The 19,753-nt window shown below is 65.8% G+C and carries 18 protein-coding genes; 3 read left to right on the plus strand and 15 right to left on the minus strand.

All coding sequences use genetic code 11. The features are described 5' to 3' along the window. Nucleotides 1-314 precede the first annotated feature (314 nt). The 11 genes from JQ617_RS11655 to JQ617_RS11705 all read right to left on the minus strand — a co-directional run bounded on the left by JQ617_RS11655 (nt 315) and on the right by JQ617_RS11705 (nt 12,405). Entirely contained in the window at nt 315-1,307 is a 993-nt protein-coding gene (locus JQ617_RS11655; RefSeq protein WP_212026429.1) for a Bug family tripartite tricarboxylate transporter substrate binding protein, read from the minus strand. A gap of 102 nt (nt 1,308-1,409) precedes the next feature. Continuing rightward, a complete protein-coding gene (locus tag JQ617_RS11660) occupies nt 1,410-3,740 on the minus strand; it encodes a mechanosensitive ion channel domain-containing protein (protein WP_212026430.1) in 2,331 nt (776 codons plus the stop codon). Nucleotides 3,741-4,728: 988 nt separating this feature from the next. Next, a complete protein-coding gene (locus tag JQ617_RS11665) occupies nt 4,729-4,974 on the minus strand; it encodes a DUF3551 domain-containing protein (RefSeq protein ID WP_212026431.1) in 246 nt (81 codons plus the stop codon). Next, the gene (locus JQ617_RS11670) at nt 4,974-5,891 is read right to left on the minus strand and encodes a polyphosphate kinase 2 family protein (protein ID WP_212026432.1); all 918 of its coding nucleotides are present in this window, start codon (nt 5,889-5,891) and stop codon (nt 4,974-4,976) included. Before JQ617_RS11670 ends, JQ617_RS11665 begins: the two co-directional genes overlap by 1 nt. Further along, nucleotides 5,851-6,870 (minus strand): branched-chain amino acid ABC transporter permease, encoded by a 1,020-nt coding sequence (locus JQ617_RS11675; protein ID WP_212026433.1) that lies wholly within the window; start codon nt 6,868-6,870, stop codon nt 5,851-5,853. Before JQ617_RS11675 ends, JQ617_RS11670 begins: the two co-directional genes overlap by 41 nt. After that, the gene (locus JQ617_RS11680) at nt 6,867-7,748 is read right to left on the minus strand and encodes a branched-chain amino acid ABC transporter permease (protein WP_063690716.1); all 882 of its coding nucleotides are present in this window, start codon (nt 7,746-7,748) and stop codon (nt 6,867-6,869) included. Before JQ617_RS11680 ends, JQ617_RS11675 begins: the two co-directional genes overlap by 4 nt. Nucleotides 7,749-7,753: 5 nt before the next feature. Beyond that, nucleotides 7,754-8,458: an ABC transporter ATP-binding protein gene (locus tag JQ617_RS11685; RefSeq protein WP_212026434.1), complete on the minus strand. Its 705-nt coding sequence runs from the start codon at nt 8,456-8,458 to the stop codon at nt 7,754-7,756. Continuing rightward, nucleotides 8,458-9,228, minus strand: coding sequence for an ABC transporter ATP-binding protein (locus JQ617_RS11690; RefSeq protein WP_145664285.1), 771 nt, complete (start codon nt 9,226-9,228; stop codon nt 8,458-8,460). The genes JQ617_RS11685 and JQ617_RS11690 overlap by 1 nt, the downstream gene beginning before the upstream one ends. Nucleotides 9,229-9,239: 11 nt before the next feature. After that, on the minus strand, nt 9,240-10,550 hold the full coding sequence (locus JQ617_RS11695; RefSeq protein WP_212026435.1) for an ABC transporter substrate-binding protein: 1,311 nt from the start codon (nt 10,548-10,550) through the stop codon (nt 9,240-9,242). Between the two features lie 95 nt (nt 10,551-10,645). Further along, entirely contained in the window at nt 10,646-11,350 is a 705-nt protein-coding gene (locus JQ617_RS11700) for an NUDIX hydrolase (RefSeq protein ID WP_212026436.1), read from the minus strand. Nucleotides 11,351-11,379: 29 nt separating this feature from the next. Then, nucleotides 11,380-12,405 (minus strand): ABC transporter substrate-binding protein, encoded by a 1,026-nt coding sequence (locus JQ617_RS11705; RefSeq protein ID WP_212026437.1) that lies wholly within the window; start codon nt 12,403-12,405, stop codon nt 11,380-11,382. A 138-nt stretch (nt 12,406-12,543) separates the two neighbouring features. On the opposite strand from JQ617_RS11705, the gene JQ617_RS11710 reads away from it, so the two are divergent. Further along, complete coding sequence (locus tag JQ617_RS11710; RefSeq protein ID WP_212026438.1) at nt 12,544-12,993, plus strand: cupin domain-containing protein; 450 nt, start codon at nt 12,544-12,546, stop codon at nt 12,991-12,993. 168 nt (nt 12,994-13,161) lie between these two features. On the opposite strand, the gene JQ617_RS11715 is transcribed toward JQ617_RS11710, so the two are convergent. Together JQ617_RS11715 and JQ617_RS11720 are read right to left on the minus strand one after the other, a co-directional pair. After that, nucleotides 13,162-13,950 carry an ABC transporter permease gene (locus tag JQ617_RS11715; RefSeq protein ID WP_063689012.1) on the minus strand — a complete coding sequence of 263 codons (789 nt, stop codon included), beginning with the start codon at nt 13,948-13,950 and terminating at the stop codon, nt 13,162-13,164. Beyond that, the gene (locus tag JQ617_RS11720) at nt 13,950-14,768 is read right to left on the minus strand and encodes an ABC transporter ATP-binding protein (protein ID WP_212026439.1); all 819 of its coding nucleotides are present in this window, start codon (nt 14,766-14,768) and stop codon (nt 13,950-13,952) included. The genes JQ617_RS11715 and JQ617_RS11720 overlap by 1 nt, the downstream gene beginning before the upstream one ends. A 144-nt stretch (nt 14,769-14,912) precedes the next feature. On the opposite strand from JQ617_RS11720, the gene JQ617_RS11725 reads away from it, so the two are divergent. Then, nucleotides 14,913-15,695, plus strand: coding sequence for an ATP-binding cassette domain-containing protein (locus JQ617_RS11725; protein ID WP_212026440.1), 783 nt, complete (start codon nt 14,913-14,915; stop codon nt 15,693-15,695). Next, a complete protein-coding gene (locus JQ617_RS11730; protein WP_212026441.1) occupies nt 15,692-17,251 on the plus strand; it encodes a glycine betaine ABC transporter substrate-binding protein in 1,560 nt (519 codons plus the stop codon). Before JQ617_RS11725 ends, JQ617_RS11730 begins: the two co-directional genes overlap by 4 nt. Before the next feature lie 24 nt (nt 17,252-17,275). On the opposite strand, the gene JQ617_RS11735 is transcribed toward JQ617_RS11730, so the two are convergent. Further along, the gene (locus tag JQ617_RS11735) at nt 17,276-17,653 is read right to left on the minus strand and encodes a rhodanese-like domain-containing protein (RefSeq protein WP_212026442.1); all 378 of its coding nucleotides are present in this window, start codon (nt 17,651-17,653) and stop codon (nt 17,276-17,278) included. 137 nt (nt 17,654-17,790) lie between these two features. Further along, on the minus strand, nt 17,791-19,503 hold the full coding sequence (locus tag JQ617_RS11740) for a sulfatase-like hydrolase/transferase (RefSeq protein ID WP_212026443.1): 1,713 nt from the start codon (nt 19,501-19,503) through the stop codon (nt 17,791-17,793). Between the last annotated feature and the right edge of the window lie 250 nt (nt 19,504-19,753).

Below are 19,753 nucleotides of genomic sequence, written 5' to 3' on the forward strand. Positions count from 1 at the left end.
TCATGGTGAGGAGGCGCGCAGCGCCGTCTCCGGACGATGCTGCGCATCGCCGGGCGATCCATGAAGGCCGGGCAATCGCACTTGGTGTGCACGATGCTGCGGCATCGGCACTGGACTCCCTCTCCCGCTTGCGGGGGAGGGCTGGGGTGGGGGTGTCTCCGCGTCGGGATTGGTGAGGATTGCAGAGAATACCCCTGCGCGGCGAGAACCCTCACCCGCCGCGCTCTACGAGCGCGTCGGCCTCTCCCGCAAGCGGGAGAGGCGGAGCAAGCGGCCTCCTCAGGATGAGGAGCAGTGCTTGTGGTGCCGCGCAGCTATTCCGGCTTGATATCGGCGGCCTTCACGATCGGCCACCATTTCTCGGTCTCGGCCTTCTGGAAGGCCGCGAGCGCCGCGGGCGTTTGCTGGGCAACGGGCGGTATCTCCTGACCGAGCTCGGCAAAGCGCTGCTTGACGGCGGGATCGGCGAGCACGGTGACGATGGCCGCATTGAGCTTTGCGACGATGTCCTTCGGCGTGTTCTTCGGGGCCCAGATACCGTGCCAGTAGGAGATATAGAGCCCGGGCAGCCCCGCCTCGTCCACGGTCGGAATGTCGGGCGCGGATGCGAGCCGTGTCGGCGATGTCACTGCAAACGCCTTGATCGCACCGTTCTTGTATTGCGGCAGCGAGTTCGAGGCCTGGTCGAACATGATGTCGATCTGTCCGGCCACGAGATCGATCATGGCGGGCCCGGCGCCGCGATAGGGCACGAACTGGAAGTCGGTGCCGGTCTTCTCCTTGAAGAAGACGCCGGCGACATGCGCCCCGGTGCCCGCGCCGGCCGTGCCCGCGGTGGCCTTGCCGGGATTGGCCTTCAGCCACGCGATCATGTCTTTCAAAGTGTTGGCCTCGAGCGACTTGCGGCCGACGATGAGCTGCGTGCCCATCGCGATGGTCGCGACCGGCTCGAAATCGGCGAGCACGTCGTAGGGCAGCTTGAAGATCGCGCCGTTGAGCACATGCGTGCCCCAATGACCAATCGTGATAGTCGTGCCGTCGGGCGTTGCGCGCGCGACGCGGGCGCCCGCGATGCTGCCCGAGGCGCCCGCCACGTTTTCGACCACGACCGTGGTGTGGAGCTCGGCCGCGATCCGCTCGGACAGGATCCGCGCCAGCGTGTCGGTCGGGCCGCCCGCCGCGAACGGCACCACCAGGGTGACGGGCCGCGAGGACTGGGCGCTCGCCGGCGGCGCCCCCACAGCACATCCGATCAACGCGCAGATGACGATCACATGACCGCGTAGTCCGCCCCACAGCCCCCGCATCGGTCTCTCCCACCCTTTTTGCCGCCCGCATGTTGTCCGCGGGCTGGGGCCGGAGTGAACGCTGCCGGAGGATTGGAGGCAAGCGGTAAGTTGACCGGACCTTTATCCGGCGGCGCGCCGCGGCGTCAGGTTCGCGGCGTGATCGGCCGGCGGCACCACGTGCATCAGGATGGTCTGGGTCGCGGAGGCGACCTCGATCCCGTGTTGCTGGAAGCGCTGCTTCATGCGGCGGTTGAATTCGCGCTGCACCGGCCAGCGCCCGGCCTCGGTGCAGCGGATCTGGCCGACGATCGACACCATCGCGCCATCGACCTTGTCGACGCCCCAGAGTTCGAGATCGCCGCGGATCAGTGCGCGGAAGTCCGCTTCGCGCCGCATCTCGTCGACGATGTCCTTGAGGATCTGGCCGGCACGGTCGGTGTCCTCCTTGTAGGCGACGTTGACGCTGACCGAGGCGTTGCCGGCACCGCGGCTGGCATTGGTGATGGTCGTGACCGCGCTGAACGGCACGATGTGGACGGCGCCATCGCCCGCGCGAAGCCGGATCGTGCGGATCGAGACGTTCTCGACGACGCCGGTCAACCCGGAGACGCTGACATTGTCGCCGACCTGCACCGTGTTCTCCAGCAGCAGGAACAGGCCGGTGATGAGATCCTGCACCAGCTTTTGCGAACCGAAGCCGATGGCGATGCCGACGATGCCGGCGCCCGCCAGCAGCGGCGCGACATTGACACCGATCTCGCTGAGCGCCGTGAGGCCGACGACGGTGGCGATCAGGCAGAGCAGCGCGGTGCGCAGCATCGGCTGGAAGGTGCGTAAGCGCGCGGCGCGGGCATAATGCCCGTCCCGCGACAGCGTATTGATCTGGCGGTCCAGCAGCGCGTTGCTGATTTCCCAGATCGCGGCGGCAACGAACACGGCGATGCCGATCGTCACCACGGCCGAGATCAGCCGGCTGCCGATCTGGCCGCCGTAGAACCAGACGATGGCATCCACGCCCCAGACCTCGAGCACGGCCACGAAGCCGATGAAGGCGATCACGCCGGACACGATCTTGCGCAGCAGCGGCAGATAGCGGTTGGCACGGACCTCCAGCCCCGGAAAGCGTTGCAGGATCTCCGGCCTGATGCGGAAGCCGCGGTCGATCAGGCCCAGCGTCAGCATGATGGCGACGCGCGTGATCAGCGCCACCACGACGGTGCCGACGAAATATTGCAGCAGCAGGGAATAGCCGTTGCGGATGTTCAGCGCCCACACCGCCCACAGCGCGAGATCGAGCACGATGGCGAGATAGTGCCAGCCGCCGGCGATGCGGTTGCGCAGGCCGGCCGCGACGCCCTGCCGATCGCCCGGCGCGCGGATGGCTTCGGCGACCTGGCGGCGGCATTGCAGGATGATGACGACGATGAAGAGATGCACCACCAGCATCACCATGCGCAGCAGCGCGGCATAGCCGCCGCGATGCAGGCCGAGCAGCAGCGCCACGTTGGCAAAGGCGATGCCGGTGACGCCGACGCCGACGATACGGCGCGCCCAGATCTCGATATAGGCCGCGGTCTCGGCCCGCACCGGAAACAGGCCGAACGGCCCGGCCAGCGCACGCACCAGGCAGATCAGCCCGCGCGAGAATGCATAGGCGTTGACGACGGCGAGGATCACGAGACGAACGGTCGTGGGTTCGCCGATCTCCGTTCCGAGCAACGCGGTGGCGATGCCGACGAAGACGAACACGGGAAGCAGCTCGAGCACGAAACGACCGAGCACGAAGGGCAGGCGCAGCATGACCTGCCAGATCCGAGCGAGGCTATTGCGGCGCTTTTGCAGTTCAGGTGCCGGCGTCACGTCGGCGACCGACGACGGCGGATCGGCGATCGGCAGCGCCTGCACCGGCAGGCGGGCGCTGTGCGGCACGCGTCCTTCCAGGAACGCGACCGGACGCCGGATCAGGCGGAAGATCACCCATTCGGCCGCGAGCGCGCAGCCGAGCACCAGCGCGAGCTTCCAGGCGATCTCGATCAGGAGATTGTAGGCCGCCGGATCGTTCGCGGTGCGCATGATCCAGTAGTAGAAGGCCGGGAAGTGCGTGAGCGTCCGCGCCATGCTGGCGATCTCGCCCGAGATCTCGCCGATCTGCTCGGACACCGTGAGCAGGAGCTGCGCGCCGAGGCCGTCGGCCGACAGCGGGATCGGCGATTTCGGCTCGGGCGCGGGCTGCTGCGGGCCGGACGCGTTCGCGATGGCGCGCAGCGTGTCGATCATCTGCGCGCGCTTCTTGTCGTCCTGCAGGGTATCCAGCGCGCGTCTGGCCTCGTCAGGCGATACTGTGGCCGCATGGTTGGCCGCAGGCGCGGCCGTCTCGGCGCGCGCTGTGGAGAACGAAAAGATTGCGAGGAAGAGCGCGGCGACGAGCGCCGGAGCAGACTTGTGCGACACGCGGAGTTCCCAAAAATGAATGCGCCGGCGGCGACGGGAGCGTCACCGCCGAAGCACGTACGTCATGTCGGATTGCCGTTATTCGCCCCGGCGCTGTGTCGGAAGTTGGCCGATCAGGCGACATTCTCTTGGCATTTGCCGCAATGCAGGAAGCAGGCTCAGGCGATCGTGCCCAGATGGAACACGATGCTCACGCCAAAACCTCTCCCGTCATTCCGGTTTTGACGCCGGAATGACGGCGAGGAGGAGAAGAGAGAAGCATGAGGGCAACCGCACGCCGCGACCTCGGCAGGGCCGCGCAATGCGAAGCGCGTGAAAAATACAGCGCCGGGCAGGTAGGGGCTATGCCTCACTGATGCAGCCCACTAGACCTGTGCCCGGCGTGCCGTTCGCGGTTTCTGCCGCTATGCGATAGTCCGAACGAGCTCCATCGCACTTAACGCGGCTGGATCTGCGGAGGTGGTGTCATAGACCTCCCCTTGCTCATGTGGTGGACGTTGCGCGTCGCGTATTCGCGACCGTTGGTATGGTCCTCCTGTGCCATAAAACTGTCAAGCAGGAACGACGACGCAATCACGAGATTTGATGCGGGAACGCAAGGCGTAATCCGGTTCCTTCTCGCAACCTCAAGATGCCCGTCGTGCGCGCGGTCGTTATGCCTGCGAGTCCCGCTCCGTCTTCGATCTCGTAAGCGCGAAACGCCAATCTCGAATTGCACTCGCGCGTCTCGCCGATGCCGACGAGATGACGCTGTTGCTGATGTCTGCTTCAGATGTCCGCTGCTGATGAGGGCCGGATGTTGAAGACGGCAGCCTCCGGCGATGGTGACATCATCGCCCCTGTTTTGCCCGACGCGTCAAATCGATTCGAAAAATCCGCAAGAGCCTCGCACCCGACGCCAAGCCCTTGATTCCATTGTCGCCGGCTACTGTGCATGGGGTTGTTTTCGCACTTTTGTATCGCAGCGGGCTTTGCCGCCCGCCGGCACCTAGCGGACGCGGCGCCCCGCCCTCGCCGGCTGGGCCTGCGCCGCGTAGGGATTCATCACGCACGTCGCAGGCCGCCCCGAAGCTGCGGCCTGGCACTGCGCGAAGGAGGCGAAGATGCAATCGATCCGCTCGCCCTCCAGCTCGCCGAAGACGTGCAGGCAGACCGGCGCACCCGGCGCGTAGGTCTGGGCCCGCGCCGGCGCGCTTATCACGAGAACAGCGAGTGCGAGAACAAGCTTCAACATCACCGCTTCCCCTTTCCCTCGCGCTCGAGCGCCCTGCGCACGGCCTTGAACTCCTCGAGCGAAGCCTTGTCGGCGCGGGGAAAGCGCAGGTCGAGCTTTTCGAGCGCCGCGTTGATCACCGATCCGATCACGACCCGGGCGAACCATTTGTGGTCGGCGGGCACGACGTACCACGGCGCGTGCGAGGTGGACGTGTGCCGTACGATGTCCTGATAGACCGCCTGGTAGCGCGGCCACAGCGCGCGCTCCTTGATGTCGTCCATCGAGAACTTCCACTGCTTGGACGGATCCTCCAGCCGGTCGAGGAAGCGCTCGCGCTGCTCGTCCCTGGACACGTTGAGGAAGAACTTCAGCACCACGGTGCCGTTGCGGCAGAGGTAGCGCTCGAAGGCGGCGATGTCCTCGAACCGCTCCTTCCAGATGTTCTTGGTGACGAGCTTTTGCGGCAGCTTCTCCTTGGCGAGAATCTCCGGATGCACCCGCGTCACCAGGCATTCCTCGTAATGCGACCGGTTGAAGATGCCGATATGGCCGCGCTCGGGCAGCGCGACGACATGGCGCCACAGGAAGTCGTGGTCGAGCTCCTTGTTGCTCGGCGCCTTGAAGGCCGTGACCTCGCAGCCCTGCGGATTGATGCCCTCGAAGATCGCCTTGATCGCGGAATCCTTGCCGCCGGCGTCCATGGCCTGGAACACGATCAGCAGCGACCAGCGGTCCTGGGCATAGAGCTTCTCCTGAAACTCGATCAGCCGCTTCTTGTTGGCATCGAGAAGCGCCTGCGCCTTCTCCTTGTCGAGGTCGCCCTTCTCGTCGGTCTTGTGCTCCTTGAGGTGAAACTTGCCCGCGCCATCGTAGCGGAACGGCGTGATGTAGCGGTCAAGTTCCTGGGCGAGCGATTTGGACGGCTTCTTGCTCATGAGCGCGGGGCACCTTGCGTTGCGGCTTCAGTCGGTCGAGCAAGCTACCAAGGATGCCCTTGGGAAGGAATATGATGAAAAGCACGAGCAGCACGCCGTAAACGAGGTTGTCCCAGCCGACCGCCTTGGTGCCGAAGCCGATCCGCAGGGTCTCCGCCAGCAGGATGGTGATGACGGCGCCCACGGTCGGCCCGAGCGAGACGAACAGGCCCCCGACGATCGCCGCGAACACCATCTGCAGCGACACCGCGATGCCGCTGACCGTATCGGGCGTGATGAACATCTGGTACTGGCAGTAAATCGCGCCCGCGAGCGCGGTCATCAGCGCGCTGAGCAGGGTGATCTTCAGCTTCTCGGCGGTGACGTCGACGCCGGCCGCAGCGGCGGCATCCTCGTCCTCCGAGATCGCCTCCAGCGCATAGCGCGCCATGCTGCGGTCCACCCAGTGCCAGACCACGATCCCGAACAGCCAGACCCCGAGCGCGATCAGGTACCAGGTGATCTTGTCGTCGAATTGCAGCGCCAGCAGCTTGTTGCCGGTCGCGCGGTTCGGCGTGTAGCCGAGCGAGCCGCCGGTATAGTCGCGCGTCGCGGTGATGACCTGGAGCACGATGCCCGACAGCGCCAACGTCACCAGCACGAAATAGTGCCCGGTGATGCGGAAGCGGAAGCAGGGATAGCCGACGATCAGCGCCAGCGCGCCGGCCGCGGCCATGCTGATGGGAATGCCGATCCAGGGCGACAGCCCCAGGTGATTCCACAGGAGCGCGGTGACATAGGCGCCGATCCCCATGAAGCCGCCATGTCCGAGCGAGACCAGGCCGAACCGCCCCATCATCGACCACGACGTATAGGCGAACGACCAGATCAGGATCAGCACCAGGATGTGCAGATGATAGGGGTCGCGATAGACGAAGGGCAGCGCGACCAGCGCCGCCAGCCCGATGCCCCAGGTCGCAAGACGTCCCTGTCCATTCATCGGCGCCTCGCAAGCAGGCCCGCGGGCCGGATGAACATCATGACGATGAAGAAGGCGAAGGCCAGCACGTAGCCCCATTCGAGGTCGGAGAACAGGCCGCCGAGCGAGATGATCTCGGCGAAGACGAACGCCGCGATGAAGCCGCCGATGAAATTGCCGAGGCCGCCGAGCACGCAGATCAGGAAGGTGATCGGCCCGAACGAGAGGCCGACGAAGGGGTGCACGTCGTATTGCAGCACCAAGAGGCACGCCGCGAGCCCGGCCAGCGCGCCGCCGAGCGCGGACGTGATGATATAGATCCGCTTGGTGTCGACGCCCATCAGCGCCATGATCTGCCGGTCTTGCGAGATGGCGCGGATCGCGGTGCCGGTGAAGGTGCGCGTCATGAACAGGTACACCGCGACCATGCCGACCAGCGCAGCCAGAAACGACAACAGTCGTGCGTAGCTGAAATTCATGTCGCCGAAGGCGAGCACCGGCAGGCGGATGCCGAGATTGCGGAAGTCGATGCCGAAGGCGACGGTGGCGAAGCTCTGCAGCACGAACAGCACGCCGCCGGTCGCGAGCAGCTGGTTGATCGGCGGCGCCGTGAGCAGCGGCGCGATCACGAGATAATGCAGGAGCGCGCCGAGGATCGCGACCAGCAGGATCGTGAGCGGCGCGGCGACGAAATAGCTGACGCCGTAATACTGCACCATGAAGTACATGGCGTACATGCCGATCATGACGAGCTCGGCGTAGCAGATCCAGGTCACGTCGATGACGCCGAAGATCAGGTTCAGCCCGAGCGCGAGCAGCGCCAGCACGCCGCCGAGCAGGATGCCGTTGATCACGGCCTCCAGCAGGTAGATGTCGAAAATGTCCAGGAACGCCTGCATGCCCATCACACCCCGAGATACGCTTCCTTGACCGTGTCGCTCGCCAGCATCTCGGCCGAGGTGCCGGAGGCGCGGATCGTGCCTGCCTCGATCAGATAGGCGCGGTCCACCACCTTCAGCACCTGCTGCACGTTCTGCTCGACGATCAGCACGGTCAGCCCGCTGGCGCGGATCCGCTTCACCAGCTCGAACACCTGCTGCACCACCACCGGCGCCAGCCCGGCGGACGGCTCGTCCAGCAGCAGCAGCTTCGGATTGGACATCATCGCGCGGCCGATCGCGCACATCTGCTGCTCGCCGCCGGACATGGTACCGGCCATCTGGTGGCGGCGCTCCTTCAGGCGCGGGAACAGGTCGAACACGGCGTCCAGCCGCTCGGCATAGTGCCCGCGCGCCTCCTTCATGAAGGCGCCCATCTTGAGATTGTCATCGACCGTGAGCTGCGGAAACAGCCGCCGGTTCTCCGGCACATGCGCAATGCCGAGGCTGACGATCTTGTGTGCCGGCGTCGCCACGACGTCGACGCCCTCCATCGTGATCGAGCCGCGCGTGGGCCGGATCAGGCCGGAGATGACGCGCATCAGGGTGGTCTTGCCCGCGCCGTTCGGCCCGATGACGCCGACGGCTTCGCCCGCCTTCACATCGAGATTGACGTCGAACAGCGCCTGGAAAGTGCCATAGCCGGCGTTGACGCCGCGAAGTTCGAGCATCACTGGCCTCCCGCGCGGCGGCGCGCTTCGGCGGCCGCGGCCTGCGTGGTCTCGGCATCGGTGCCGAGATAGACCTCGATGACGCGCGGATCGCCGGCAACCGCGCTCGGCAGGCCTTCCGAGATCTTCTCGCCGTGATCGAGCACCATGACGCGGTCGACGACGCGCATCAGGACGCCCATGATGTGCTCGACCCAGATGATGGTGATGCCGAGCTCGTCGCGGATGTTGCGCAGCATGTCGGCGGCCTGGTCCATCTCGGCCTCGTCGAGGCCGCCGAGGCTTTCATCGGCGAGCAACAGCTTTGGCGCTGTGGCGAGCGCCTTGGCCAGCTCGAGCTTCTTCAGGCCCGCAGCGCCGAGACCATCGACGCTGGCGTGGCGATCGGTCGGCAGGCCGACCATCGCCAGCGCGCGCTCGGCCGCCTCCTCCGCCTTGACGCGGCTGTGGCGGCCCTGGCCGTAGAAGCCGGCGAGCGCGACGTTCTCGAAAATGGTCAGGCGACGGAACGGCCGCGGGATCTGGAAGGTCCGGCCGATGCCGCTGTTGATGATCCGGTGCGGCGCAAGGCCCGCGATCTCGGAGCCGCCGAACAGGATCGAGCCGGCGGTCGGGGCGAGCGTGCCCGAGAGCATGTTGAAGATCGTGCTCTTGCCCGAGCCGTTGGGGCCGATCAGGCCGAGTATCTCGCCCTGGTCGACCCGGAACGACACGTTGTTCACGGCGGTGAAGCCGCCGAACCGCTTCACCAGCCCGCTGACTTCCAGCACCGCCTGCTCCGCTACTGGTTGCTGTAGGTGGTGCCCTTGGGCAGCGGCAGCACGGCTTCGCGCTGCGCCTGACTCTTGGGCCACACCACATGGGACTTGTCTTCGAGATACTGGATCACCACGGGGAACGAGCGCTCGTTCTGGCCCGCCATCGGCGTGCCCTCGCCGTAGAACTTGACGCCGAAGCCGAGCATGGTGCCGCCCTCGGGAATGTCGGTGTCGAGCGCCGCCTTGCGCAGCGCCTCCGGATCGACCCCGCCATACTTCTTGATCGCGCGCGGCAGCACGTCGCTCATGAACACATAGGTGTTGGACGCGCCGATGCCGACATGCGCCGAACGGATGGCAACGCCCGGCTTGATCTTGTCGAACTCCTCGCCGACCATCTTGATGACGGGCGGAAGCTTCGGATCCATGGTCTTCTGGTTGGAGAGCCAGATCGAGATCGGATCGGTGTTGAAGATGTAGGTCGCGTCCGCGCCCATGCCCTCCTTCAGCTTCTCATAGACGCCGTAGCCGGCGCCGTGCCCCATCAGCGCGCCGAATTTCAAGCCCTGCTCGCGGGCCTGCCGCAGCAGGAGCGTGATGTCGGGGTTGTAGCCGGTGTGGAAGATGACGTCGGGCTTGGCGCGCTTGAGCTTGGTCACCAGCGCAGAGAGGTCCGGCGCGGTCGCCGAATAGCCTTCCTTGAGCACGACGTTGAAGCCGGCCTTCTTCGCCCCGGCCTCGTTGCCCCTGGAGACGTCGACGCCATAGGCGCCGTCCTCGTGGATGATGGCGACGCGCAGCTCGCTCGGCTCCTTGCCGAGCTTCGCCTTGGCGTTCTGCGCGATGAAGTCCATCGTCATCATGCCGAACTGGTCGCCGCTGGCCTGCGGGCGGAAGACGTATTTGTAGCCCTTCTCGTTGAACACGGCCGACGAGATGCAGGTCGTCATCCACATGAACTTCTTGAGCTGCTCGACGCGCGAGGCGACCGGCACGCATTGCGCGGAGGAGAAGAAGCCGAGCACCATGTCCACCTTCTCCTGCTCGAGCAGGCGGACGGATTCGTTGATGGCGATGTCGGGCTTGCTCTGCGCGTCGGCGTAGACCGCCTCGATCTTGTAGCCCTCGACGCCGGACTTGGCGAAATGGTCGAGGATGATCTTCGTGCCGACATAGTTCAGCTCGGAGCCGCCGCCCGCGAGTGGCCCGGTCAAATCGAAAACGACGCCGATCTTGATCTTCTTCTCTTGGGCCTCGGCCGAAGCCGCCAAGCCCGTCGCTGACATCGCGATCAACAGCCCATGTACCAAGCGGGCAGCCATGCGCAGGCGCATCTAAACCTCCCTGGACGATTGTGCATTGCAGTCTTCTTGCTTTTGCTTTTTCGCCCATCACATGGGCTGCGGGCGGCGATGTCAAGCCTTGCGCATCAGCGCGAGGTGAACTGCTGCTCGACGAAGGCCGTGACAAATCGCGGCATGGCCGGCGTGAGATCACTCAACCCGCGCACGATATGGATGGCCGACAGCTCCGGCTCGGTCTCGCGTGCGAGATTGGCTTCGATCCGGGCGCGGGCCACGTCGCCCGGCATATCCAGGTTGATGACCTGCAGCATTGCAAGCGTAGGGCCGGTGACGACGCAATGCCAGCCCGGCTCGATCCGGTAGTCGGCTTCCGTCAGCCCGGTCTCCTCGCCGAGCTCGCGGACGACGCTGCCGGCAATGTCGAGCGTGCCGTCGACGACGTCGTCGAGATCGGGCGTGCCCGACGGGAAATAGATGCGGCCCTCATTGGCGGTATGGGCTGCCATCTCGCCCATGATGAATGCGCCGTCGGAGGCAAGTAGCGCGCCCATGCCAAAGCCGTTGAATACGGCCTTGTCGGGAAAGCCCCAGTCGCGCCAGGCGAGGAAGCTCGCGAAATCGGTCTCGAAATAGGTTGCGGAGAGATGGCCGCCGGTGAACACCGCGTCGCGCCCGAGCAGGACGCGGCCGTTCCAGAGCTTCGGCCGCTCGCGCTGCTTCTCGGCGAAATGCGCCGTGATCTCGGCGCGCCGCTCCTCCGCGAACGGCCACACGACCGGCCGCACGGCAAGATCAAGCGTCGTGACGCGATGAATGAGCGGTGACGTCATGACGCCTGGTTACCACGCCTTCGCGTCAGCTATTTGGCGCTCCCCGTGGTCTTCTTGGCCTGCTCGACGTACTTGTTGGTGAAGGTCTTGCTGACGTCGATCTTGGCGTTCGCAACCTCGGGCGAACCGACGCTGAACACCGCGAGCACGGCGTCGGCGCCCTTCGGGTCCATCTTGCCGGTCTCGGAGAACATGGGAATCGTGTTCTTCAGCGCGGCGAGATAGAGGTCCTTGTTCTTGCCGACCACCTCTTCCGGCATCTTCGCCATGACCTCTTCAGGCGTATGCGAATGGATCCAGGCGAGCGTGGCCAGGATCGCATTGGTGAGCGCCTGCGTCTCCTTCTCGTGACCGTTGATCCAAGCGACCGTCGAGTACAGCGCGCCGCCGGGATATTCGCCGCCGAAGGTCTCGAGCGTGTCCTTCTGCGTGCGGGTGTCGCTGAGGATGCGCAGGTCCTTGTGGCTGCCCTGAAGCACGGTGACGGAGGGATCGAGCATCACGGCCGCATCGATCTGCCCCTGCTCCATCGCGGCGACCGCGGTGGCGCCGAGGCCGACGCCGATCACGGCGGCGCTGGTGGGGTCGAGCCCGTTCTTCTTGAGCATGTATTTCAGGAAGAAGTCCGTGGACGAGCCGGGGGCGCTGACGCCGACCTTCTTGCCGGCAAGGTCCTTGACCGACTTGATGTCGTTGGTGCGCGAGGGCGCGACCACCAGCACGAGGCCGGGATAGCGGTCATAGACCACGAACGCCTGCAGCTCCTGCTTCTTGGCGGCGAGGTTGACGCAATGATCGAAATAGCCGGAGACGACGTCGGCGCTGCCGCCGAGCACGGCCTTGAGCGCGTCCGAGCCACCCTTGAGGTCGACCAGCTCGACATTCAGACCGGCCTTCTCGTATTCGCCGAGCTGCTTGGCCAACACCGTCGGCAGATAGCACAGGCAGGAGCCGCCCCCGACCGCGATGGTGACCTTGCTTTGCGCCGCGGCAAAACCGGTGGTGAGCGTCAGCGCGAGCAGCGCGCCGGCGAGCCTGGCAATCGTGTTCTTCATTGGTTTCCTCCGTTCGGCCGGCGGCACCATAGAGCAGCGGGACTGGCTTGAGAAGCGCTGCCTAAGTGGGCTGGCCATCAGCCTTTTGGCGCAATAGCATGCCCGGACAAGAACAATTCCAGATGGGGAGAATCAACCATGAACCGCCTCGTTGCCGGGCTTTCGATTGCCGCCGCCTTTGCCGCCGGATGCGGCGCCAACCAGCTGCTCCGGCCGGCGCTGGCCGCCGAGAACGTCACCGCGCAGATCATCCACACCGGCGAGATGGAGGGCGATGCGCTCGGGCCCGCCAACAATGTCGGCTACCGCTCGAAAATGTTCGCGAGCGCCGACGGCGCCACCATCTCGATCCAGGTCGGCAATGTGCCCAAGCACATGCATCCCAACACCAACGAGATCCAGTACATCCTGGACGGGACCGGGACGATCTGGCTCGGCGACAAGGAGGTCACGGTGAAGCCCGGCGACCTCGTCATCATCCCGAAGGGCACGCCGCATGGCGGCACCAAGCCGATCTCCGGGCAGGTCAAGGCGATCGCCATCAAGACGCCGCCGCAGGCCCCTGACGATACCAAGCTGCTGGATTGAGCTCTCTTCACCTCTCCCGCTTGCGGGAGAGGTCGCGCCGAAGGCGCGGGTGAGGGTTCTCTCTCTTGGGGGTTCTCGCTCGTGGAGATACCCCCACCCCAGCCCTCCCCCGCAAGCGGGAGAGGGAGTGCACGTTTTCTGTGGCCCGCAATCAGAAACTGATGCGCCCTAGCCGCGCCCATCCGACGCGGTCGGCCGCCACACCAATAGCCGCCGCTCGACCAGCGTCACGCCGTAGTCGATCAGGATGACGAAGGCCGACAGCACGAACATGCCGGCGAACACGCCGGCGACGTCGAACACGCCCTCGGCCTGCTGGATCAGATAGCCGAGGCCCGCGGCCGATCCCAGATACTCGCCGACGACCGCGCCCACCACGGCAAAGCCGACCGAGGTGTGCAGCGAGGAGAACATCCAGGACAGCGCCGACGGCCAATAGACGTGCTGCATCAGCTGCCGCTCGCTCATGCCGAGCATGCGGCCGTTGTCGAGCACGGTGCGACTGACTTCCTTCACGCCCTGATAGACGTTGAAGAACACGATGAAGAACACCAGCGTCACGCCGAGCGCGACCTTGGACCAGATGCCGAGGCCGAGCCACAGCGCGAAGATCGGCGCCAGCACCACGCGCGGCAACGCGTTGACCATCTTCACGTAGGGGTCGAACACCGCGGCAACGATCGGCTGGCGTGCGAACCAGAAGCCGACCAGCACGCCGCCGAGCGAGCCGATGACGAAGGCGAGGATCGATTCCGCCAGCGTGATGCCGAGATGCTTCCAGATCACGCCGGAGGCGAACCACTTCACGATCTGGCTGAACACGTCGAGCGGATTGGAGAAGAAGAACGGCGGCAGCAGGATCTTGCCGAACACGGGGACGGTCGACAGCACCTGCCACAGCACGATGCAGACCACAGCGACCAGCACTTGCAGCGCAAACAGCGTCGGGCGCGACATCACACCGCCTCCGCCGCGTGGGTGGACTGCGCGTAGCCCTTCATCACCTCGTCCTTCAGCACGCTCCAGATCTCGCGATGAAGCGCGTGGAACTCCTTGTCGAGCCGCACCTCGAAGATGTCGCGCGGCCGCGGCAGCGTAACCTTCCAGTCGCCGATGATGCGCGAGGAGGGCCCGGCCGACATGATCACGACGCGGTCGGCGAGCGCGATCGCCTCTTCGAGATCGTGGGTGACGAACAGCACCGCCTTGCGGTCGGCGCTCCACAAGTCGAGCAGGAGGTTGCCCATCACCTGGCGCGTCTGCGCATCGAGCGGCCCGAACGGCTCGTCCATGAGGAGGATTTTGGGGTCGCGGATCAGCACCTGCGCCAGAGCCACGCGCTTGCGCTGGCCGCCGGAGAGCATGTGCGGATAGCGCCCCGCGAAGGCGCCGAGGCCGACGGAGGTCAGCCATTTCTGCGCCCGCGGCAGCGCCTCGGCGCGCGGCGTGCCCTTGATCTCGAGCCCGATCGCGACGTTGTCGAGCGCGGTCTTCCAGGGAAAGAGCGCGTCGGCCTGGAACAAATAGCCGGCATCCCGGTTCAGCCCCGCGAGCGGCTGGTCGAATATCCTGACGCTGCCGGCGGCAGGCTTGAGCAGCCCGGCCGCGACGTTGAGCAGCGTCGATTTCCCGCAGCCGGTCGGACCGACAATGGCCACGAACTCGCCCTGCGCGACCTCAAGATGAGCCTTCTCCACCGCCGTATAGACCCGGCCGTCTCCGAGGCGGAACGCAACCTTGGCATCTTCCAGCGCCACTGCCGTGGGCGTTGTCATGTGTTTCCTCCGAACTCAGCTCGATGCCTTAGCCTCTCGCGCCGCCAAGTTCAATCAAGGCGCCAAGCGTGCTACGCATGGGGTCTTGCCGTGCTCTGACCCTCCCCCGGAGGGGGAGGGTCAGAAAGAGCGAGCCCACCCGCGATGCCCTCCAAACTGGCGATCAGCTACCAAAAGGTCACCAAAAGCTTCGGCTCCCTGACGGCCGTGGACGACGTGTCACTCGACGTCGCCGAGGGCGAGTTTCTGGCCATCGTCGGCGGCTCCGGTTCGGGCAAGACCACGCTGCTGCGGCTCGCCAACCGCCTGATCGAGGCCGATGCCGGCACCATCACGGTGGAGGGCGAAAACGTGCGGGACGTCGATCCGGTCGCGCTGCGGCGCCGGATCGGCTACGTCTTCCAGAGCGGCGGCCTGTTTCCGCATTTGAGCGTGGCCGACAATATCGGGATCACGCCGAGACTGCTGGGCGAGCCGGCAAACGCGATCGCTGCGCGCGTCGACGAGCTGCTGGAGCTGGTGCAGCTCGACCGCACCGCGCATCGCGACCGGCTTCCGGAAGCCCTCTCGGGCGGTCAACGCCAGCGCGTCGGCGTGGCGCGGGCGCTCGCGGCAAAACCCCGCATCGTGCTGATGGACGAGCCGTTCGGGGCGCTCGATCCCCTCACCCGCGATGCGCTCGGCGACGATTACCGCACGCTTCACCGCAAGCTCGGCCTGACCACCGTGATGATCACGCATGACATGACCGAGGCGATCCTGCTCGCCGACCGTATCGCGGTGATGCGCGGCGGACGGCTGCTCGCCCAGGGAACGCCGGCGGAGCTGTCGAACAGCAGCGAGGCCTATGTGCTGGAGCTGCTGCGCACGCCGCGGCGCCAGGTCGAGCGATTGAACGCGCTTCTGCCGGCGAGCGGTGCGGCATGAGCCTGCTCTCCGATCCGCGCTGGGGCGAGGCGCTGTCGCATCTGCCCGATTATCTCGGCAGCCATGTGCGGGTGAGCCTCGCCGCGCTCGCGATCGGCCTCGCCGTCAGCCTGCCGCTGGCGATCCTGACGCGCAACCGTCCGGTTCCGCGCGCCCTCCTGCTTGCGCTCGCCAGCATCGTGCAGACCGTGCCCGGGCTGGCGCTGCTCGCGCTGTTCTATCCGCTGCTGCTGCTGGCCGCCTCCGTCACGCTCGCCTGGTTCGGCGTTTCCTTCTCCGCCTTCGGTTTCCTGCCGGCGATGCTGGCACTGGCGCTGTATTCGATGCTGCCGGTGCTGCGCAACGGCATCACCGGTCTCAACGGCATTGATCCCGCCCTGATCGAAGCCGCCAAGGGCGTCGGCATGACGCCGCGGCAGTCGCTTGTGATGGTCGAGCTGCCGCTGGCGCTGCCGGTGATGATGGCCGGCATCCGCACCGCTGCCGTGTGGGTGATCGGCACCGCGACGCTCTCGACGCCGATCGGGCAGACCAGCCTCGGCAACTACATCTTCGCGGGATTGCAGACCCAGAACTGGGTGTTCGTGCTGTTCGGCTGCGCTGCCTCGGCCTTGCTCGCGCTCGCCGTCGATCAGCTGCTCGGCCTGATCGAGAGCGGCCTGCGTCGCCGCAGCCGCTTGCGCACGGCGCTCGGCGGCGTCGGGATCGCAGCGCTGGTGGCGGCCACGCTGGTGCCGACCATGGCGCGCTCGTCGTCGGGCTATGTGGTCGGCGCCAAGACGTTTGCCGAGCAATATGTGCTGTCGGCGTTGATGAGGGACCGCCTGCAGGCGGCGGGCCTCTCGGCCACGGCGCGGTCCGGTCTCGGCTCCAGCGTGATCTTCGAGGCGCTGAAGGCCGGCGACATCGATCTCTATGTCGATTATTCCGGCACGCTCTGGGCCAACCAGCTGCATCGGACCGACATCAAGCCGCGCGCGGAGCTGGTGGCGGAATTGAAGACGGCGCTCGCCAGGGACAACATCACCCTGCTCGGCGAGCTCGGCTTCGAGAATGCCTATGCGCTGGTGATCCCGAGGAAGCGCGCGGAGGCGCTCGGCATCCGCAGCATCGCCGATCTCGCCGCGCATGCATCGACGCTCTCGATTGCCGGCGACTACGAATTCTTCTCACGCCCCGAATGGGCGGCGCTGCAGAAGGCCTATGGGCTGCAATTCCGTGCCCAGCGCCAGATGCAGCCGGATTTCATGTATGCGGCGGTCGCCAGCGGCGAGGTCGACGTCATCGCCGGCTATACCAGCGACGGCCTGATTGCGAAATACGATCTCACAGCGCTCGACGATCCCAAGCACGCGATCCCGCCCTACGACGCTATCCTGCTGCTGGCGCCGAAGCGCGCCGGCGACGAGCGCCTCAAGTCGGCGCTGCAACCGCTGCTCGGCAAGATCGACATCGCCACCATGCGCGAGGCGAATTTGCGCGCCAGCGGCAACGACGCGAATTCGTCGCCGGATGCCGTGGCGAAGTGGCTGTGGGAGAAGATCGGCCAGCGCTAGGCCTTCCCCCATCCGCCGCCCTTGCTACGTCTTCTCGGTCGCGCCTCCGGCATCGACCCAGTCCTTGAAGCCGCCGACGTTGTAGACATGGCCGTAGCCCATGTCCTGAAGCAGCTTGCCGGCGAGCGCAGAACGGCCGCCGGACGCGCAATAGAGGATCACGGTCTTGTCCCTGGCCAGCGTCTTGTCGTGATAGGGCGAGTCCGGATCGGCGCGGAATTCCAGCATGCCGCGGGAGATATTCAGCGCGCCCGGGATTTTTCCGCTCTTCTCGACTTCGGTTGCATCGCGCACGTCGAGCACGAGCGCGCCCTTCCCGATCATCTCCTTCGCCTGGGCCGGCGAGATCTTCGGCACGGCCGCGTTGGCGGCCTCGAGCATCTGTTTCACGGAAATGGCCAATGACGTCTCCTTTGGGTTCGCGGTTGTTCGGGCCCCCATTAGCCGGCATCGTCCGTCATCGCGTCCCTCGATCGGACGACGACGCCAGGGCCGAAATATCCACGGCCGCGGTGGCGAATGAATGGCCGCGCTGTAAGCTACAGCCCGCGGATGATCCCTGCATTGATCAGCAGCCGGTTCAGCCGCCGTGCCTCGGCGCCGTCCTTGCAGCCGTAGAACAGGCCCTTGCAGCGGAGCATGATCTGCTTCTGCTCGGCAAAGGACGGGTCGAGCGGGATGCCGGCGGCTTCCTGGATCACCAGCGGCAGATAGGGGCCGTCGACCGTGTCCATCACGGCCTCGCTCTTCACCGGCTCGAAATTGACGGCGTCGATCGCGTAATAGGTCGCGTAGAGCCTGGGATCGTAGGCATCGAGCTTCTTGCCGATGGCGCCCTCGTCGAGCCCGGGCTCCAACAGGTTCGGCGCGAATTCCGGCTGGTGATCGCCGTAGCGCACAATCAGGAAGGGCTCGTTCGGAAAGCTCTTCTTCAGCCCCGCGACGAACGCCTTGTACTGCTCGGCGCTCATCGCCTGCCGGCGCAGATATTCGTCAATGGACGGCACGTTGCCCGGCGCGCGCCAGTTCGGCAGCAGGTCGGGACGGAAGCGCGTCTCCCAGGGGAAGTGATTGGCACCGAGATAGATGAAGGTGAACAGCGGCTTGTTCGGCGGCTGCTGGCCCATCAGCTGCAGCGCCTTGTCGTAGAAGAAGCTGTCGGGCTCGACATCCTTGGCGCCGAGATCATGGGAGTCGAGGAAGCGCTCGATGCCGGTCGTCATCTGGAAGCTGCGCGCGCCCATGAAGCCGCCATAGGCGGGATAGAGCGACAGCGTGTCGTAGCCGCAGCGACGCAGCGCCAGCGGCAGGCCGCGCTCGACCCGGTTCGAGGCGATGCGCGTCACGAAATAGGCGAAGCGGCCGAACGAGCGCGAGGAGAGCCCTGCAAGCACGTTGTATTCGGTGAACCAGCTCGGCCCGCCATTGCTCTCGGCGAGGAACGTGCGCTGCCTGCCGTCCCAGGACTTGAAATGATCGCCATAGCGCGGCGGCACCTTGATGCCCTGCGCGGCGCGGATGTCGAAGCTCGATTCATCATGGATCATGATGATGTTCGGCCGGCGGCCGGCGGGATGGCAGGCGTCGACCAGCGGCATGTTGAGCCGCTCGTTGGTCGAAGCCGCGGACTCCATGAAGCCGTACTGGACGAAGTCGGAGACCGAGCTGACGCCGGAGCGGAAGAACTTCGAGAGATAGCCGTCGTCGTAATAGCCGCGCCAGGCCTCGTCCGGATGATAGAGCGAATAGCCGACCAGAGCGGCAAGACAGGCGAGCTTGCAGGCCAGTGCCGGCAGGCGGCGGATGCGGAACGGGTCGAGCCACCACAGCGCATACATCAGCGGCAGCGTGACGAGACCGGCCAGGATCACCGACCAGCGCAGGTTCGGGAAGATCGTGAACAGGAACGCCACGGTGTCGCGGTCGATCATCATCAGGTCGATGAAGTTGACCGTCATCTGCACGACGTCGTGCTTGAGCCGCGACAGCAGCACCAAGACCACGACCATGGTCAGCGACAGCGCCCCCGACAGCGCCGGCCGCCGCAGCAGCGTGATCCAGAAGAAGTTGAGGATGCCCCAGGCCAGCGCGAAGGACAGGCGCGAGCCGAAATCGGTCTCGGTCTCGTACATCAGCGCGAGCGCGGCCAGATGCGGCGCCGCAACGGCGAGCAGCCGCCAGATGCCGAGCGCGGCGACGCTCGCCAGCACGGCGGTCGTGGCAGAAGGACCTGGATTGGGCGCGGACGCCATCGACGACACGCAACTCTGGTCCGGCGCAATGATACCTAGCCGTCTGGCCAGCCCGACGGCGGCTAGGGCGTCCGGGGCAGCCGGAAGCCTGCACCGTGTCACAAAACTGTAACGGAACAGTCAAGGACAGGCAACGCGCGCCGTGATCCGACCTTCGCTTAATCTTGCCGAGCAGCGAGGCGCCGCATGCGCAGTCTCTCTCCTCACCCTGATGAGCCTGCGAAGCAGGCGTCTCGAAGGGCGAGGCCCG

The organism is Bradyrhizobium sp. KB893862 SZCCT0404, from assembly GCF_018130885.1.
Lineage (GTDB): Bacteria > Pseudomonadota > Alphaproteobacteria > Rhizobiales > Xanthobacteraceae > Bradyrhizobium > Bradyrhizobium stylosanthis.

What these genes read in the sequence shown, in the direction of transcription:
- JQ617_RS11655 (WP_212026429.1), bottom strand. Translation starts at nt 1,307, where the DNA reads ATGCGGGGGCTGTGGGGCGGACTACGCGGTCATGTGATCGTCATCTGC.
- JQ617_RS11665 (WP_212026431.1), bottom strand. Translation starts at nt 4,974, where the DNA reads ATGTTGAAGCTTGTTCTCGCACTCGCTGTTCTCGTGATAAGCGCGCCG.
- JQ617_RS11670 (WP_212026432.1), bottom strand. Translation starts at nt 5,891, where the DNA reads ATGAGCAAGAAGCCGTCCAAATCGCTCGCCCAGGAACTTGACCGCTAC.
- JQ617_RS11675 (WP_212026433.1), bottom strand. Translation starts at nt 6,870, where the DNA reads ATGAATGGACAGGGACGTCTTGCGACCTGGGGCATCGGGCTGGCGGCG.
- JQ617_RS11680 (WP_063690716.1), bottom strand. Translation starts at nt 7,748, where the DNA reads ATGCAGGCGTTCCTGGACATTTTCGACATCTACCTGCTGGAGGCCGTG.
- JQ617_RS11685 (WP_212026434.1), bottom strand. Translation starts at nt 8,458, where the DNA reads ATGCTCGAACTTCGCGGCGTCAACGCCGGCTATGGCACTTTCCAGGCG.
- JQ617_RS11695 (WP_212026435.1), bottom strand. Translation starts at nt 10,550, where the DNA reads ATGCGCCTGCGCATGGCTGCCCGCTTGGTACATGGGCTGTTGATCGCG.
- JQ617_RS11700 (WP_212026436.1), bottom strand. Translation starts at nt 11,350, where the DNA reads ATGACGTCACCGCTCATTCATCGCGTCACGACGCTTGATCTTGCCGTG.
- JQ617_RS11705 (WP_212026437.1), bottom strand. Translation starts at nt 12,405, where the DNA reads ATGAAGAACACGATTGCCAGGCTCGCCGGCGCGCTGCTCGCGCTGACG.
- JQ617_RS11710 (WP_212026438.1), top strand. Translation starts at nt 12,544, where the DNA reads ATGAACCGCCTCGTTGCCGGGCTTTCGATTGCCGCCGCCTTTGCCGCC.
- JQ617_RS11715 (WP_063689012.1), bottom strand. Translation starts at nt 13,950, where the DNA reads ATGTCGCGCCCGACGCTGTTTGCGCTGCAAGTGCTGGTCGCTGTGGTC.
- JQ617_RS11720 (WP_212026439.1), bottom strand. Translation starts at nt 14,768, where the DNA reads ATGACAACGCCCACGGCAGTGGCGCTGGAAGATGCCAAGGTTGCGTTC.
- JQ617_RS11725 (WP_212026440.1), top strand. Translation starts at nt 14,913, where the DNA reads ATGCCCTCCAAACTGGCGATCAGCTACCAAAAGGTCACCAAAAGCTTC.
- JQ617_RS11730 (WP_212026441.1), top strand. Translation starts at nt 15,692, where the DNA reads ATGAGCCTGCTCTCCGATCCGCGCTGGGGCGAGGCGCTGTCGCATCTG.
- JQ617_RS11740 (WP_212026443.1), bottom strand. Translation starts at nt 19,503, where the DNA reads ATGGCGTCCGCGCCCAATCCAGGTCCTTCTGCCACGACCGCCGTGCTG.